Annotated in this window: 13 protein-coding genes; 4 read left to right on the top strand and 9 right to left on the bottom strand. The window is 73.3% G+C overall.

Features of this window, described 5'->3' with window-relative positions; all coding sequences use genetic code 11:
• Positions 1-132: 132 nt before the first annotated feature.
• The 8 genes from mraY to A6A27_RS44190 all read right to left on the bottom strand — a co-directional run bounded on the left by mraY (position 133) and on the right by A6A27_RS44190 (position 9230).
• Positions 133-1257 (bottom strand): phospho-N-acetylmuramoyl-pentapeptide-transferase, encoded by a 1125-nt coding sequence (gene mraY, locus A6A27_RS08015; RefSeq protein ID WP_073833903.1) that lies wholly within the window; start codon positions 1255-1257, stop codon positions 133-135.
• On the bottom strand, positions 1254-2651 hold the full coding sequence (locus A6A27_RS08020) for a UDP-N-acetylmuramoyl-tripeptide--D-alanyl-D-alanine ligase (RefSeq protein ID WP_073833904.1): 1398 nt from the start codon (positions 2649-2651) through the stop codon (positions 1254-1256). Before A6A27_RS08020 ends, mraY begins: the two co-directional genes overlap by 4 nt.
• Entirely contained in the window at positions 2648-4261 is a 1614-nt protein-coding gene (locus tag A6A27_RS08025; protein WP_198940228.1) for a UDP-N-acetylmuramoyl-L-alanyl-D-glutamate--2,6-diaminopimelate ligase, read from the bottom strand. Before A6A27_RS08025 ends, A6A27_RS08020 begins: the two co-directional genes overlap by 4 nt.
• Before the next feature lie 52 nt (positions 4262-4313).
• Positions 4314-6533 carry a peptidoglycan D,D-transpeptidase FtsI family protein gene (locus tag A6A27_RS08030; RefSeq protein ID WP_073833906.1) on the bottom strand — a complete coding sequence of 740 codons (2220 nt, stop codon included), beginning with the start codon at positions 6531-6533 and terminating at the stop codon, positions 4314-4316.
• A gap of 3 nt (positions 6534-6536) precedes the next feature.
• A complete protein-coding gene (locus A6A27_RS08035) occupies positions 6537-7130 on the bottom strand; it encodes a hypothetical protein (protein ID WP_073833907.1) in 594 nt (197 codons plus the stop codon).
• Positions 7127-8233: a 16S rRNA (cytosine(1402)-N(4))-methyltransferase RsmH gene (gene rsmH, locus A6A27_RS08040; protein ID WP_073833947.1), complete on the bottom strand. Its 1107-nt coding sequence runs from the start codon at positions 8231-8233 to the stop codon at positions 7127-7129. Before rsmH ends, A6A27_RS08035 begins: the two co-directional genes overlap by 4 nt.
• Positions 8234-8436: 203 nt before the next feature.
• Complete coding sequence (mraZ, locus tag A6A27_RS08045; protein ID WP_073833948.1) at positions 8437-8868, bottom strand: division/cell wall cluster transcriptional repressor MraZ; 432 nt, start codon at positions 8866-8868, stop codon at positions 8437-8439.
• Between the two features lie 215 nt (positions 8869-9083).
• Entirely contained in the window at positions 9084-9230 is a 147-nt protein-coding gene (locus A6A27_RS44190; protein WP_158073964.1) for a hypothetical protein, read from the bottom strand.
• On the opposite strand from A6A27_RS44190, the gene A6A27_RS08050 reads away from it, so the two are divergent.
• From A6A27_RS08050 to A6A27_RS08065, 4 genes are read left to right on the top strand one after another with little or no spacing between them, the layout of a single operon-like run.
• Positions 9223-10470, top strand: a complete 1248-nt coding sequence (locus A6A27_RS08050; RefSeq protein WP_073833908.1) for a MurT ligase domain-containing protein — start codon at positions 9223-9225, stop codon at positions 10468-10470. The genes A6A27_RS44190 and A6A27_RS08050 overlap by 8 nt on opposite strands.
• Entirely contained in the window at positions 10460-11179 is a 720-nt protein-coding gene (locus A6A27_RS08055) for a type 1 glutamine amidotransferase (protein WP_073833909.1), read from the top strand. Before A6A27_RS08050 ends, A6A27_RS08055 begins: the two co-directional genes overlap by 11 nt.
• Complete coding sequence (locus A6A27_RS08060) at positions 11176-11901, top strand: TVP38/TMEM64 family protein (protein ID WP_073833910.1); 726 nt, start codon at positions 11176-11178, stop codon at positions 11899-11901. The genes A6A27_RS08055 and A6A27_RS08060 overlap by 4 nt, the downstream gene beginning before the upstream one ends.
• Positions 11898-12791, top strand: coding sequence for a phosphotransferase family protein (locus A6A27_RS08065; RefSeq protein ID WP_073833911.1), 894 nt, complete (start codon positions 11898-11900; stop codon positions 12789-12791). The genes A6A27_RS08060 and A6A27_RS08065 overlap by 4 nt, the downstream gene beginning before the upstream one ends.
• 78 nt (positions 12792-12869) lie before the next feature.
• Here the strand turns inward: A6A27_RS08065 and leuS are convergent, their stop codons facing one another.
• Complete coding sequence (gene leuS / locus A6A27_RS08070; protein ID WP_073833912.1) at positions 12870-15710, bottom strand: leucine--tRNA ligase; 2841 nt, start codon at positions 15708-15710, stop codon at positions 12870-12872.
• Positions 15711-15751 lie beyond the last annotated feature (41 nt).

The following is a 15751-nucleotide window of genomic DNA, read 5'->3' on the forward strand; positions in this document are numbered from 1 at the left end:
CCCGTGGCGCAACCGCCCGGTCGGCGTGTCGGGGCGGGAAGACGGCCCGCCAGCGGACCGGCGGTCACCACCGGGGACCTGCCGAAGAGGAAAGGGCCCCGGCCGACGGCCGGGGCCCCTGCACGGCTGCGCTCAGCTGACCGCGGCGAGGAACTCGCTGTAGAACAGGCCCAGCGCGATGGCCACCCCGATGCCGGCGATGATCCAGAACCGGACCACGATGTTGACCTCGCTCCAGCCGGCCAGCTCGAAGTGGTGCTGCAACGGCGACATCCGGAACACCCGCTTGCCGGTGGTCCGGAACGAGATGATCTGGATCACCACGGACATCGTGATGATCACGAAGAGCGCGCCGATGATCGGCAGCAGCAGGATGGTCCGGGTGGACATCGCCATACCGGCGATCAGGCCGCCCAGGCCGAGCGCCCCGGTGTCGCCCATGAAGATCCGGGCCGGCGAGGTGTTCCACCACAGGAAGCCCACACAGGCGCCGGCCGCCGCCCCGGCGATCAGGGCGATCTCCAGCGGGTCCCGGACGGTGTAGCAGTACGCCTCGGTGTAGTTCGGGTCGGCGCACCAGTGCCGGTACTGCCAGAACGCGATCAGCCCGTACGCGGCGAGCACCATCACCGAGGCGCCGGTGGCCAGGCCGTCGAGACCGTCGGTGAGGTTCACCCCGTTGGTCGCGGCCATCACCACGAAGATGAACAGGATCACCGCACCGACCTTGGTCAGGTCCAGCGCCGGGATGTCCCGGATGAAGCTCAGCGTGGTGCTGCCAACCGTCTCGGCGTTGGTCCGGTTGCCGCTGACGTCGTACATGGTGCTCGGGAAGTAGAGCGCGACGATGCCGAAGACCGCCCCGACCAGGATCTGGCCGGCCAGCTTGCCGCGCTTGTTGAGGCCGCCGCTGTGCCGCTTGCGCACCTTCAGGAAGTCGTCGATGAAGCCGACGGCGCCGGAGAACACCATCAGCCCCAGCAGCACCAGCGCGGTGATGGTCGGCTCGACCTGGGCGATCTGGAGGTCCGGCAGGGTGGTCAGGGCCAGGTGGCCGGCGACGTACGCGATCACCGTGGCCAGGATGAAGACCACGCCGCCCATCGTCGGCGTGCCCTTCTTGCCCTGGTGCATGGCCGGGCCCTCGGCCCGGATCGGCTGGCCGGCCTTGAGCCGGGTGAACACCTTGATCGCGATCGGGGTGCAGAACAGCGAGATGAGGAAGGCGACCCCGATGGCGACGATGACCGCCCTCATGAGGCGGCCTCCTCGGTGGCGTCCGCGCGCAGCGCGTCGGCCACCTCCCACGTGCGGTACCGGGAGCCCTTCACCAGGACCACGTCACCCGGACGTAGCTCGCTCCGCAGCACCTCGACGGCCGCCGCCTGATCGGTGAGCAGCACCGACTCTCCTCCCCAGTTGCCTACCGCTGTCGCCCCGTGGTGGATCGGCGCCGCCGGCTCGCCCACCACGAGCAGCCGGTCGACGCCCAACTCGGCCGCGAGCCGGCCGACCTGCTGGTGTCCCTCCCGTTCGAAGTCCCCCAGCTCAGCCATGTAGCCGAGCACCGCGACAGTACGCCCCCGCCCGCCCAGGCTGGCGAGCGCCCGGAGCGCCACGCCCATCGAGGCCGGGTTGGCGTTGTACGAATCGTCGATCACCGTGACCCCGTCGGCGCGTTCGAAGACGTCCATCCGGCGGGTGGAGACCAGGCCCAGCTCACCCAGGGCGGCGGCCAGCTCGGCCAGCGGCATCCCCAGCTCGCGGGCGACCGCCGCGGCGGCCAGTGAGTTGGAGACCTGGTGCCGCCCAGTCAGCCCGAGCCGCACCGGCACGTTCCCCTCCGGGGTCACCAGCGTGTATGACGGCCGGCCCCGCCCGTCCAGCGTCACGTCCATCGCCCGCACGTCGGCCCGCTCCGACTCGCCGTACCGGACCACCCGGGCCTCGGTGCGGGCCGCCATGGCGTCGACCAGCGGGTCGTCGGCGTTCAGCACAGCCAGCCCGTCGGCGGGCAGCGCCTCGACCAGCTCCCCCTTGGCGAGGGCGATGGTCTCCACCGAGCCGAACTCCCCGATGTGCGCGACCCCGACGTTGAGCACCACGGAGATCCGCGGCGGCACCACCTCGCACAGGTAGCGCACGTGCCCCACCCCGCGGGCGCCCTTCTCCATGACCAGGTATCGGGTCTCCGGGCCGGCCTGCAGCGCGGTGTACGGGTGCCCCAGCTCGTTGTTGAACGAGCCGGGCGGTGCCACGGTCGGGCCGAGCCGGACCGCGAGCTGGGCGATCAGGTCCTTGGTGGTGGTCTTGCCGGACGACCCGGTGAGCCCGATCACGGTCAGTCCGGGCAGCCGGTCGACCACCGTGCGGGCCAGCCGCCCCATCGCGTCGAGTGCGTCGGCCACCAGCACCATCGGCACGCCCGGCACCTCGCGGGTGCCGAGCACCGCCACCGCGCCGGCGTCGAGCGCGGCGGTCGCGTAGTCGTGCCCGTCCACCTGCTCGCCGGGGAAGGCGACGAAGAGGCCGCCCGGGCCGACCTTGCGGGAGTCGAACTCGACCGACCCGGTGACCCGGGCGTCCGGGTCGGCGGCGACCAGTCGCCCGTCGACGGCCGCGGCGACCTCGGCCAGAGTCAGCGGGATCATGGCCGCCCCACCAGGTCGCCGAACCGGACACGCAGCGCCTCGGCGAGTTCCACCCGGTCGTCGAACGGCAGCACCTCGCCGTTGATCTCCTGACCGCGTTCCTGCCCCTTGCCGAGCAGGGCCACGATGTCACCCGGTTCGGCCAACCGGACCGCCTCCTCGATCGCGGCCCGCCGGCCGGGCGCCTCGATGATCCGCGCGGCCGTGTCCGCCGCGTACGCCCCGGCCAGCACCTCGGCCCGGATCGCGGCCGGCTCCTCGGTGCGCGGGTTGTCGTCGGTCACCAGCACCACGTCGGCTCCGATCGCCGCGACCGCCCCCATCACCGGCCGCTTGCCCCGGTCCCGGTCGCCGCCGGCGCCCAGAACGCAGATCAGCCGGCCGGTGGTCAGGTCCCGCAGGGCGGTCAGCACCGCCTCGATGGCGTTGGCCTTGTGCGCGTAGTCGACCACCCCGAGCACCGGGGCATCGCCGCTGACCAGTTCCAGCCGCCCGGGCACCCCGCCGCAGGCGGCCACCCCGCGGGCCGCCGTGGCCGGGTCGACCTCGGCAGCCACCAGGGTGGCGATGGCGAGCAGGGCGTTGGCCACGTTGTGCCGCCCGGGCAGCGAGACGCCGGTGGGCAGGGTCAGCCCGTCCGGGCCGTGCACGGTGAAGCGCTGGGCGTACCCCTCGCCGTCGACGCCGTCGGCCCACCAGGTGGCGGTCGGGTCGCCGGCCGCCGAGTAGGTCACGGTCGCCGGCTTGAGCAGCGGGCGCAGCGCCGGGTCGTCGTGGTTGAGCACCTCGACCTGGCAGCGCCCGTCGAAGAGCTTCGCCTTGGCGGCGAAGTAGTCCGCCTCGTCGGCGTGGAAGTCCAGGTGGTCGGAGCCGAAGTTGGTGTAGCCGCCGACGGTGAACCGGACCCCGCCGACCCGTCCCATGGCCAGCGCGTGGCTGGACACCTCCATGACCACCGCGTCGACTCCCCGCTCCCGGGCCACGGCGAGCATGGCGTGCAGGTCGGTCGCCTCCGGGGTGGTCCGGACGCTGTCGATCACCAGGTCGCCGAGCCGGGTCTCCACGGTGCCGATCAGGCCCGTGGTGTGCCCGGCGGCGCGCAGCCCGGACTCGATCAGGTAACTGGTGGAGGTCTTGCCGGCGGTGCCGGTGACGCCGATCACGGTCAGGCCGGCGGTCGGATCGCCGTACACCGTGGCGGCGACCTCGCCGAGCACCGCCCGGGGATCGTCCACCACCACCGTGGGCAGGCCCGTGCCGGCGGCCAGCGCCACCCCGGCCGGGTCGGTCAGCACGGCCACCGCGCCGGCCTCGGCCGCGGCGGCCGCGAACTCCGCGCCGTGCCGGCGGGCGCCGGGCAGGGCCGCGTACAGGTCGCCGGGGCGGACCTCCTGGCTGGCGTGGGTCACCCCGGTGACGGCCACGTCGGCGGCCTCCGGAGGCAGCTGACCCTGCCTTTCGCTCGCGGCTGCGGGGCTCGCGAACTCGCTCCGCGCGCTCGCCCGCAACCGGGCGGCGAGGTCGCCGAGCCGGACGGGATGCACGGTACGGGGACGTGGATTGCCGGGCACGGCGTCAGACCCTACCCGGTCGTCCGGTCCCGAGCGCACAGCCGCCCCGGTGGTTCGTCGCCACTCACCGATGATGTCTCCCGGTGCCCGCTCAGCGCGGAAAGACCTCGAACTTGGGGGACTTGTTGGTCGGCGAGGCAGGCACCCGGTAGTGCGCGAGCGTGAAGCCCATCATCTCCCGGAAGGCCGGTGCGGCCACCCCGCCGACCTCCCCACCCGGGCTCCAGACGAAGACCGCCACCGCGTACCGCGGCTTCTCCGCGGGGGCCATCCCGATGAACGAGTGGACCTCGCCCGGCTGCCGTTTTCCGTCGACGTACCGCAGGCCGGTGCCGGTCTTGCCGGCCACCCGGTAGCCCGGGACCGCGGCGGCCAGGCCGGTGGCCGAGCCGTCCGGGCCGTCGACCGTGGTGACCGCCTCCAGCATGGTGCGCAGCGCGGCGGCGTTCTGCGGGCTGAGCACCGAACGGGTCTCCGGGGCGGGCCCCGGCGTCCGCTTCCCGTCCGGGCCGATCACGTCCTTGATCAGGTGCGGCTGGACGTACGTCCCGTCGTTGGCGATGGCGGCGTACGCGGCGGCCATCTGCAACGGCGTGGCGTCCACGCTGTGCCCGATCGGCACCGACCCGTACGCCGAACCACTCCACTGGTCGGCTGGGAGCAACCGCCCGGAGGCCTCCCCGGGCATCCCCTCGCCGGTGGGCTGCCCCAGCCCGAACCGCTTCTGGTAGTCGATGAGCCGATCCGGGCCCAGCTTCTCGGCGATCTCGATGGTCCCGACGTTGGACGAGAACGCCAGCATGCCGGGAATGCTCATCCGCCGCCCGTTCGCCGGGTGGGTGTCCTCGAATTTCACCCCGCCCCTGGTGATCGTGTTCGCGACGGGAAAGACCGTGTCCTTGGTGATCACGCCCTCCTGGAGGGCGGCGCCGTAGGTGATCGCCTTGTGGATCGAGCCCGGGTCCACCACGAAGCTGGTGGCGGCGTCCGCCCGGTCGCTCGGCGAGCTGACCTTCGTCGGCTCGGTCGCGCTGTAGCCGGGGTAGCTCACCTGGGCCCGCACCTCGCCGGAGGACACCTCGATGATCACCGCCGCGCCCACGCTGTCCCGGGTCTGGGCCATCCGGCTGGACAGGATCCGCTGGGCCTGGAACTGCAGGTCACGGTCGATCGTGAGCCCCAGCGAGCTGCCGGGCTTCGCCGGCGTGGTCTCGCTGTAGCCGCCGGGGATCGGCGCGGCCAGGGCGCCCTGCCCCGCCTCGTACCGTTTCCGGCCGGGCTGTCCCCGCAGCAGGTCGTCGTACTTCGCCTCCAGTCCCTCCAGGCCGTTCATGTCCTGGCTGGTGAAGCCGATCAGGTTGGCGGCCAGATCGCCGCCGGGCACCTCGCGCTTCTCGTCCCGGTGCGTGCCGATGCCGGCCAGGTCCAGTGCCATGATCTGCTTGGCCTTGTCGATGTCGACCCCGCGGGCCAGGTACTCGAACTGGGACTTGATATTGGTGCCGGGGAGGGTGCGCTCCTTCATCTTGTCGGCCAGTTCGGTGACCCGCACCCCGAGCAGCGGGGAGAGCAGCTTCGCGGTGGCCAACGGGTCCTTGACCTTGGTCGGGTCCACAAAGACGTAGCGCGCCTCGACGCTGTGCGCCAGCGGCTCGCCCTTCCAGTCGTAGATGGCCCCGCGCGGGGCCGGCAACTCGACCACGGTGAGCCGGTTCGCGAGCCCGCCGTCGGCGTACGCCGGGGTGTCCACGGTCTGCAGGAAGACCAGCCGGATGCCGATGGTGGCGAAGAGCGCGAGGGCGAGCAGCGTGCCGAGCCGCAGCCGGCGGCGCGGGTCGGCCAGCTTCGGCGGCCGGCGCGGTTTGCGGGACGGCCGGCGGGCGGCGGCCGTCCGGGCCGGCCGGCGCGGGGCCGTCCGGCGGCGCGGTGCCGGCGCCTCGTCGTCGTCGAAGGGCTCCCGGACCGGGCGCGCCGACACGGTCCGCACCACGCCGGTCCGGCCGCCCGCAGTGTCCCGGCGGCCGGCGCGGGTCGCCCCGGCCCGGCCACCGTCGAGCACCTGCAGCGCCGGCCGGAACGGGTCACCGGAGCGGCTGCTGCGCGGGGTACGCCGTTGCTCGGCACCCCCGCCGGTCCGGGCGGCGCCGCCGCCCTCCCGGATGGTCCGCCCCCGGGGCGTGTACGCCCGGGCGTCGGAGATCCCGCCGACGCCCGGTTCCCCGGAGCGCGGGTCGGCGCCCCGGCCACCCGGGGACGAACCGCGCCGGGAGCCTATGGCGTCCCGGCGCGGTTCCTCCGATCTCGGCGGCACGGCTCAGCCTCCGTTGCCCTGCTGGCTGGTGACGGCGGGCGCGCCCTGCGCCGGGTGCGGCACGCCGATCATCTGCCCGTCCGGCAACCGGATGTACGCCGGATCGCCGGACTCCACCAGGCCGAGCTTGCGGGCGTTGGCGGTCAGGTTGCCCGGTGCCTCCTGCTCCGCGATCTCCTGCTTCAGCCGCTGCTGGTCCACGTCGAGCTTGGCCTGCTCCTGCTGAAGCTTCTCCAGCTTGAACGCGTTCTCGTTGATCTTCGTGTTGATCGCCAGGATGCCCAGCACCCCACCGACCACCAGCACCAGGATCAGCCCGACGAACGGCGCCCGCGGCACGGACACCGGCGGCGGCGGGGCGACCCGCAGCCGCGGCGACGCCGCACCGGTGTTCCGGGTCCGCTCGGCCGGCCGCAGCGCGGCAGTGCCCTCGGTGGCGAACTCGCGCGCCCCCCGGGCGCGAGTCTCCTCCCGGCGGTCGCGTCGGTCGGCCCCCGCCGTCGCGGTACGCGTGGTGCGCTGCGCCGCGGTCCGGCCCCCCGACCGCGGTGCGCGCTGCCCGACGGCGTCCCGGCCGTCGCGCGTGTTGACGTTCATGTCCCCTCCCCCTCGTCGTCCGTCCCGTTCCCGTCCCCCGGGGCCGACGGGTCCGGTACGGACCCCGGTGACCCCGTCCCCGGTTGGTGCATCGCCTTCACCCGGCGGCGGTACCGTTCGCGGTCGGTACGCCCCTGCCGGGCCGCCTCCGGGTCGAGCCGTTCCGCTGCCCGCAGCCGCACCGACGCGGCGCGCGGGTTCGCGGCGACCTCCGCCTCCCCGGGAAGCTCGGCGCCCCGGCTGAGCAGCCGGAACGTCGGGCCCGACCCGGGCAGTTCGACCGGGAGGTCGACCGGGCCCTTGCTGCGGACCCGATCGGCGAGCGCCTGCTTGGTGAGCCGGTCCTCCAGCGAGTGGTAGGACAGGACCACCATGCGGCCGCCCACGGTGAGCTTGTCGAGCGCGGCCGGCAGCGCCGCTTCCAGCGCTGCCAGTTCCCGGTTTACCTCGATCCGTAAAGCCTGAAACGTTCTCTTTGCCGGGTGTCCACCGGTTCGTCGGGCTGGCGCCGGGATGCTCTCCCGGACTAGCTCGGCCAACCGGGCCGACGAGGTGATCCGGGCGCGCTCGCGCTCCCGGATGATCGCCGAGGCGATCTTGCCGGCGAACTTCTCCTCGCCGTACACCCGCAGCAGCCGGGCCAGCTCGGGGTGCGAGTAGGTGTTGACCACCTCCTCGGCGGTCACCCCCCGGGTCTGGTCCATCCGCATGTCCAGCGGCGCGTCCTGCGCGTACGCGAACCCGCGGTCGGGCGCGTCGAGTTGCAGGGACGAGACGCCGAGATCGAACAGGACCCCGTCGATCGCCGGGTACCCGAGCCGGTCGAGCACCTCGGGCAGCTCGTCGTAGACGGCGTGCTCCAGGTGGATCCGGTCGGCGAACCGGGCCAGTCGGACCCGCGCGTGGGCGAGGGCCTCGGTGTCCCGGTCCAGGCCGATCAGCACCGTGTTCGGGTGCGCCGCCAGCACCGCCTCGGCGTGCCCGGCCAGTCCCAGCGTGGCGTCGACGTGCACGGTCCGGCCCTTCCGGCCCAGCGCCGGGGCGAGCAGCTCGAGACACCGCTCGAGCAGCACTGGCACGTGCGTGCCGCGTAGCTCCCCCATGTCGACCCCCACTGGTTGAAACCTTCCGTCCGTATCGCGTCCGTCGTCGCCACGACGCCTCGTCATACCGCCAGATCCCCATCCGCTCCCGCCCGCCGGAGGCCGCGGCCCTCCGATTGGATCGTGCGCCTGGCACCGGGGAAGGGGTGCCAGGAACTCGAAAGCGGCTGGAGATCTCGCAGTACGTCGGGCGTCGTCACGCCCTACAGACCGCCGGGCAGCACCCCCTCCTCGATGTCGGCGAAGTCGTCTTCGCTCTCCGTGAGGTAGGCCTCCCAGGCCGCCCTGTCCCAGATCTCCACCCGGGTGCTCGCGCCGATCACGACCAGATCCCGGTCGAGCGCGGCGTAGGACCTCAGGTGTGCGGGGATGGTGACCCGCCCCTGCTTGTCCGGCACCTCGTCGTGCGCGCTGGCGAAGAAGACCCGGCTGTAGGCCCGGGCCGTCTTGCTCGTCATCGGCTGCGCGCGCAACTGGTCGGCGATTCGTTGGAACTCGGGCATCGGGAAGACGTAGAGGCAGCGCTCCTGCCCTTTCGTGATCACGACACCCCCCGCCAGTTCGTCCCGGAACTTCGCCGGCAGGATCAACCGGCCTTTGTCATCCAGGCGCGGGGTGTGGGTGCCGAGGAACATCGGCCCAACCCCCTCGCCCTGAGCGGCGTTCGCGGCGCCGCTGACCCCCCGGGCCGGTGTGGCCCTCCCGGCCTCACCATCGCGCCCCACTCTACTCCACTTCCCTCCACCTGCAACCAGAAACGCCCGCGTGGCGCGTCGTGTCCGCACGCAAAAGAGCACGTCAAATGGGGTGGGGCGGAGTGGAGGGCGGCGGCGGCCCCGACGCGGGTCCGCTACCCGACATAGATCGACTCCATCCGGCCGAGCGCCCGGTGGCCGTCCGCCGGGTGTCCCCGGCCGAACGGATCGCCGTCGGCGGCGATCTGGCGGGCCCCGGGGTCCGGTAACCTCGCTCGGGTGACGGACGCGAAGATGCCCATGCGGGCGAAGGTGGCCAGCTCGGTGTCGCGGACCGCAGCGGCGCTGTCGCGGGCCGCGGGTCGTGGCGACGGCTCGGTGATCGGCGGCTGGATCGGCCTCAAGATCGACCCGGACCTGCTCGCGCACCTGTCGGCGGGTCGCGCCATCGCGCTGGTGTCCGGTACCAACGGCAAGACCACCACCACCCGACTCACCGCCGCCGCCGTCGGCGTGCTCGGCCGGGTCGCCACCAACTCGTTCGGCGCCAACATGCCCACCGGCCACACCTCGGCACTCGCCAAGGCCGGCAGCACCCCGTACGCGGTGCTCGAGGTCGACGAGCACTACCTCGCCCAGGTGCTGGAGGCCACCGATCCGCACGTGGTGGCGCTGCTGAACCTCTCCCGCGACCAGCTCGACCGGGCCAAGGAGGTCGCCATGATGGCGCAGCTCTGGCGCGCCGCGCTGGTCCGGCACCCCGACGTCCGGGTGGTCGCCAACGCCGACGACCCGATGGTGGTCTGGGCCGCCACCCCGCCGGCCGACCCGGCACAGGGCCACATCCCGCCCAAGGTCACCTGGTTCAGCGCCGGCCAGCGCTGGCACGACGACTCGTGGGTCTGCCCCGAGTGCGGCGCCACCATCCAGCGCTCAGGTGACCAGTGGTGGTGCACCGGTTGCCCGCTACGCCGGCCCGCGCCGCAGTGGGCCGTCGAGGACGACGGCGTGCTCGACCCCACCGGCGCCTGGCACAAGATCCAGCTCCAGCTCCCCGGCCGGGTCAACCTGGGCAACGCGGCCACCGCCCTGGCGGTCGCCGCCGAGTTCGGCGTACGGCCGGTGGACGCGGTCTCCCGACTCGGCACGGTCACCTCGGTCGCCGGCCGCTACGCCCAGGTCGACCGGGACGGGCGCAACATCCGGCTGCTCCTGGCGAAGAACCCGGCCAGCTGGCTGGAGGCGTTCGACATGGCCGACGAGGCGCCGACCCTGCTCTCCATCAACGCGCGCGACCCCGACGGGCTGGACACCTCCTGGCTCTTCGACGTCGACTTCGCCCCGCTGCGCGGCCGGCAGGTGCTGATCACCGGCGACCGGGCGTACGACCTCGCCGTCCGGCTCGACGTCAACGGCGTGCCGTTCCAGCACGTGCGCAGCTTCGACGAGGCGGTCCGGGCGGTGCCGCCGGGCCGCCTGGAGGTCATCGCCAACTACACCGCCTTCCAGGACATCCGAGCGGAGCTGGACCGTGTCAACTGAGAGCCTGCGCATCGTCTGGATCTACCCCGACCTGCTGTCCACCTACGGGGACCGGGGCAACGCGCTGATCCTGGCCCGGCGGGCCCAGCTGCGCGGCATGCCGGTCGAGGTGCTGGAGGTCCGCTCCGACCAGCGGCTGCCCGCCACCGCCGACATCTACCTGATCGGCGGCGGCGAGGACGGCCCGCAGGCGCTGGGCGCGCAGCGGCTGATCGCCGACGGTGGCCTGCACCGGGCGGTGGCGCAGGGCTCGGTGGTGTTCGGCGTCTGTGCCGGCTACCAGCTCCTCGGCACCTCCTTCTTCGCCAAGGGCGCCAAGTACGCCGGGCTGGAGCTGCTGGACATCGCCTCCGACCGGGGTCCCAGCCGGGCGGTCGGCGAGCTGGCCGGGGAGGTCGACGCGCGGCTGGGCATCCCGTACCTCACCGGCTTCGAGAACCACGGCGGGCGTACCCACCTGGGTCCGGGGGTGTCGCCGGTGGCCCGGGTGACCGCCGGCATCGGCAACGACGGGGCGACCGAGGGCGCCTGGCGGGGCAAGCTGCTCGGCACCTACTCGCACGGCCCGGCCCTGGCCCGCAACCCGGCCCTGGCCGACCTGCTGCTGCGCTGGGCCACCGGCGCCCACCAGCTGCCCGCGCTCGACGACACCTGGGCCGAGCGGCTCCGGTCCGAGCGCCGCGCCGCGGTGGCCGCCGCCCGGGCATGATCCCGGCCGCCCGGGAGCTGCTCCGGCGGTCATCCACGCGACTCGCGCGGATGCTCCGGCAGCCGTCCGCCCGCCGGTTCGGGCTGCTGCTCCTGCTGCTCGGCGGTTTCGCCGTGGCGCTGCTGGTGCTGCCCCGGCCGGCCCCGGCCGAGCTGCCCCGGCTCGCCCACTCCCTCGGCGGGTACGCCCCGGTGGCGGCGGTCCTCGGCGGCGCGCTGCTGCTGGTGGCGCTGGTTCCGCGTACCTTCGTTACGCTCGCCGCGGGCGCGATCTTCGGCCCGGTGGCGGGTGCCGCGTACGCCCTCGGCGCGGCGCTGCTCGCGGCGGCGCTCGGCTTCGCGGTCGGCCGCCTGCTCGGCCGGGAGTTCGTGGCCGAGCGGGTCCGGGGGCGGCTGGCCCGGCTGGACGGCTGGTTCACCCGGCAGAGCGTGCTCGGGGTGGTCACCGTCCGGCTGCTGCCGATCGCCGGCTTCGGGCTGGTCAGCTACGGCTACGGCACCACCGGCGCGCGGGTGCTGCCGTTCCTGGCCGGCAGCGTGATCGCCGCGGTCCCCACCGCCGTCGGGTACGCGGCGATCGGCGCGGCGGTCAGTTCCCCCGGCGAGATCAACTGGTACGCCATCGCCCCGGCCAGCCTCGGCCTGATCGCCAGCGTGGTCATCGTGCACCGCTGGTGGCGCACCGAGCGGCGGCGCCGCGCGTCCCGAGCTGAGCCGGCGTGACCACCGACGAGCGGCTGCCGGGCGGCTTCATCGCCGAGGTGAGCAGGGTCGGCGACACCGTACGCCGCACCGCCCCGACGAACCTCGACTACGTGGCGGCCCTGCTGGGGCACCTGGCCACCGCCGCCCCGGGACTGGCGCCCCGGCATCTCGGCTTGGACGAGCACGGGCGGCAGGTGCTGACCCACCTCGACGGGCGGGTGCCCTGGCGGGAACGCGAGGATCCGGCCTTCTTCTCCGACGCCGCGCTGATCCGCCTGGCCGGGATGATCCGTGCCCTGCACGATGCCTGCGCCGGCGGCGACCTGGCCGGCGGCGCGGAGACGGTCTGCCACCGGGACCTGTCCCCGAAGAACACGGTCTACCGGGACACCCCGGCCGGGTTGCTGCCGGTGGCCCTGCTGGACTGGGACCTGGCCGGGCCGGGCCGCCGGATCGAGGACATCGCCTTCGCCGGCTGGCACTGGGCCGAGTTGGGCGACGGCGCGGACCCAGCGGAGCTCGGTCGCCACTGCCGACTGCTCTGCGACGGCTACGAGGCAGCAGGGCTTACCGTCCCACTTCCCCGCGACGAGCTGCTGGACGTCATGCTCGACCAGATCGAGGGCACCTGGCGCGGCATCGACGCCGGGGCCGACCGGGACGAGCCCGGCATGCTCCGGCTCCGCGCGGCCGGCGCGGTCGACGGGGTACGAAGCTGGCAGGAGTGGCTGCTCCGGCACCGCCCGAGGGTCGAGGTGGCGCTCGGTGTCCGCTCGGTGCGGGCCGGCCCTTCGGCGACCGGTCGGATGCTGACGGGTGCCTACGAACCTGATGACCCAGACGATTCACCCGGCGGCGGTCCGCCATCGCCCCACGCCGATGAGTCATCTACGACATCAAGTTCATAGCGTGGGAGAGGAGCCTACTTCCCCGGCACCCGACCGGGCCTGCCTCCCCGGCCAAGCGGGCCGAGGAGGCAGACCGGCTCAGGCTACGACCGAGACCATCCGGCCCTGCACCACGATGACCTTGCGGGGCTCCTTGCCGGCCAGCGAGCCGGCCACCGCCTCCAGCGCGGCCGCCCGGACCGACTCCTCCGGCGCGTCGGCCGGGACCTCGATCCGGCCCCGCACCTTGCCGTTGACCTGCACCGGGTAGGTCACCGTCTCGGCGACCAGCAGCGCCGGGTCGGCGGTCGGGAAGTCCGCGTACGCCAGGGAGGTGTCGTGGCCCAGCCGCTGCCACAGCTCCTCGGCGACGTGCGGGGCGAACGGCGCCAGCATCAGCACCAGCGGCTCGGCCACCTCGCGCGGGGTGGCGGACAGCCGGGTCAGCCCGTTGGTCAGCTCGATCAGCTTGGCGATCGCGGTGTTGAACCGCATCCCCTCCATGTCGCCGCGGACGCCGTCGACGACCCGGTGCAGCAGCCGGCGGGTCTCCTCGTCGGCCGGTGCGTCGACGACCCGCGCCGCGCCGGTCTGCTCGTCGACGATCGCCCGCCAGACCCGCTGCAGGAACCGGTACGAGCCGACCACCGCCCGGGTCTCCCACGGCCGGGAAACCTCCAGCGGGCCCATCGACATCTCGTAGACCCGGAAGGTGTCCGCGCCGTACGCGGCGCACATCTCGTCCGGGGTGACCACGTTCTTCAGCGACTTGCCCATCTTGCCGTACTCGCGGTTGACCTGGACGTCGCCCAGGAAGAAGCCGCCGTCGCTCTCCACCACGTCCGCCGCGGGCACGTAGGCGCCGCGGGCGTCGGTGTAGGCGTACGCCTGGATGTAGCCCTGGTTGAACAGCTTCCGGAACGGCTCGAAGCTGGAGACGTGGCCCAGGTCGTACAGGACCTTGTGCCAGAACCGGGCGTACAGCAGGTGCAGCACGGCGTGCTCGGCGCCGCCCACGTACAGGTCGGTGCCGCCGCAGTCGCCGGCGCCGCGCGGCCCCATCCAGTACCGCTCGTTCTCCGCGTCGACGAAGCGCTCGCCGTTCGTCGGGTCCAGGTAGCGCAGCTCGTACCAGCAGGAGCCGGCCCACTGCGGCATCACGTTGGTCTCCCGGGTGTAGCGCTTCGGCCCGTCGCCCAGGTCCAGCTCCACCTCCACCCAGTCGCGGCGGCGGGACAGCGGCGTCTCCGGGTTCGAGTCGGCGTCGTCCGGGTCGAACGTCTTCGGCGAGAAGTCATCCACCTCGGGCAGTTCGACCGGCAGCATCGAATCGGGCAGCGCGATCGGCGCGCCGCTGGAGTCGTACACGATCGGGAACGGCTCGCCCCAGTAGCGCTGCCGGCTGAACAGCCAGTCCCGCAGCCGCCAGGTCACCGCGCCGGTGCCGTGCCCGTTCGCCTCCAGCCAGTCGATGATCCGGGCCTTGGCGTCGGCCACCCCCAGGCCGTTCAGGTCCACGCCGCGGTCGGGCGCGGCGCTGTTGATCGCCGGGCCGTCCCCCGTGTACGCCTTCCCGGCGAAGCCCTCCGGCGGCTGCACGGTACGCACGATCGGCAGGTCGAACACCTCGGCGAAGTCCCAGTCCCGCTCGTCCTGGGCGGGCACCGCCATGATCGCGCCGGTGCCGTAGCCGGCCAGCACGTAGTCGGCGATGAAGATCGGGATGCGCGCGCCGGTCACCGGGTTGGTCGCGTACCCGCCGACGAAGACGCCGGTCTTCTCCCGGGTCTCCGCCTGCCGCTCCACGTCCGTCTTGGCCGCGGCGGCCTTCCGGTACGCCTCGACCGCCGCCCGGGGGCTGGCGTGCCCACCGGTCCAGGACTCCTTCGTCCCCTCCGGCCAGGCCGCCGGCACCAGCCCGTCGACCAGCTCGTGCTCGGGGGCCAGCACCAGGTAGGTAGCCCCGAAGACGGTGTCCGGCCGGGTCGTGAACACCCGGATGGACTCCCGGTCGGCGGGGAAGTCGATGTGCGCGCCCTGCGAGCGGCCGATCCAGTTGCGCTGCATCAGCTTGATCGGCTCCGGCCAGTCCAGCTTGTCCAGGTCGTCCAGCAGCCGGTCGCCGTACGCGGTGATCCGCATCATCCACTGCTTCAGGTTCCGCTTGAAGACGGGGAAGTTGCCCCGCTCGGAGCGGCCGTCGGCGGTGACCTCCTCGTTGGCCAGCACGGTGCCCAGCCCCGGGCACCAGTTCACCGGCGCCTCCGAGACGTACGCCAGCCGGTGGTCGTCGACGGCCTTCCGCCGCTCGGCCACCGTCAGCTCGGCCCACGGCCGGCCGTACGGAGTGGGCCGGTTGCCCCCCTCGAACTCGGCGATCAGCTCGGCGATCGGGCGGGCCTTCCGCGCCTGGTGGTCGTACCAGGAGTTGAAGATCTGCAGGAAGATCCACTGGGTCCAGCGGTAGAAGTCGGTGTCGATGGTGGCCACCGACCGTCGCTCGTCGTGGGCCAGCCCCAGCCGGCGCAGCTGCGCCTTGTACCGCTCGATGTTCGCCTCGGTGGTCGTCCGCGGGTGGGTGCCGGTCTGCACCGCGTACTGCTCGGCGGGCAGGCCGAACGCGTCGAAGCCCATGGCGTGCAGCACGTTGCGCCCGGCCATCCGCTGGTAGCGGGCGAAGCAGTCGGTGCCGATGTAGCCCAGCGGGTGGCCGACGTGCAGGCCGGCGCCGGACGGGTACGGGAACATGTCCAGCACGTACAGCTTCTCCGCACCCGCCCGCGGGTGACCGGGGTCGGCCAGCGGGCCGGTCGGGTTCGGCGCGTGGAAGATACCGTCCCGCTCCCAGGTGTCCTGCCAGCGGTGCTCGATCTCCTCGGCCAGGGCCGCGGTGTACCGGAACGGGGGGATGTCGGTCGCCGGTGCGGCTGCCTCACTCATGGCGTCTCCTCGGCGCGGGTCAAGTCGGGTTGTGGGAAGTC

Source organism: Micromonospora sp. CB01531, assembly GCF_001905095.1.
Classification (GTDB): Bacteria; Actinomycetota; Actinomycetes; order Mycobacteriales; family Micromonosporaceae; genus Micromonospora.

What these genes read in the sequence shown, in the direction of transcription:
- mraY (WP_073833903.1), bottom strand. Translation starts at nt 1,257, where the DNA reads ATGAGGGCGGTCATCGTCGCCATCGGGGTCGCCTTCCTCATCTCGCTG.
- A6A27_RS08020 (WP_073833904.1), bottom strand. Translation starts at nt 2,651, where the DNA reads ATGATCCCGCTGACTCTGGCCGAGGTCGCCGCGGCCGTCGACGGGCGA.
- A6A27_RS08035 (WP_073833907.1), bottom strand. Translation starts at nt 7,130, where the DNA reads ATGAACGTCAACACGCGCGACGGCCGGGACGCCGTCGGGCAGCGCGCA.
- rsmH (WP_073833947.1), bottom strand. Translation starts at nt 8,233, where the DNA reads ATGGGGGAGCTACGCGGCACGCACGTGCCAGTGCTGCTCGAGCGGTGT.
- mraZ (WP_073833948.1), bottom strand. Translation starts at nt 8,868, where the DNA reads ATGTTCCTCGGCACCCACACCCCGCGCCTGGATGACAAAGGCCGGTTG.
- A6A27_RS08050 (WP_073833908.1), top strand. Translation starts at nt 9,223, where the DNA reads ATGCCCATGCGGGCGAAGGTGGCCAGCTCGGTGTCGCGGACCGCAGCG.
- A6A27_RS44190 (WP_158073964.1), bottom strand. Translation starts at nt 9,230, where the DNA reads ATGGGCATCTTCGCGTCCGTCACCCGAGCGAGGTTACCGGACCCCGGG.
- A6A27_RS08060 (WP_073833910.1), top strand. Translation starts at nt 11,176, where the DNA reads ATGATCCCGGCCGCCCGGGAGCTGCTCCGGCGGTCATCCACGCGACTC.
- leuS (WP_073833912.1), bottom strand. Translation starts at nt 15,710, where the DNA reads ATGAGTGAGGCAGCCGCACCGGCGACCGACATCCCCCCGTTCCGGTAC.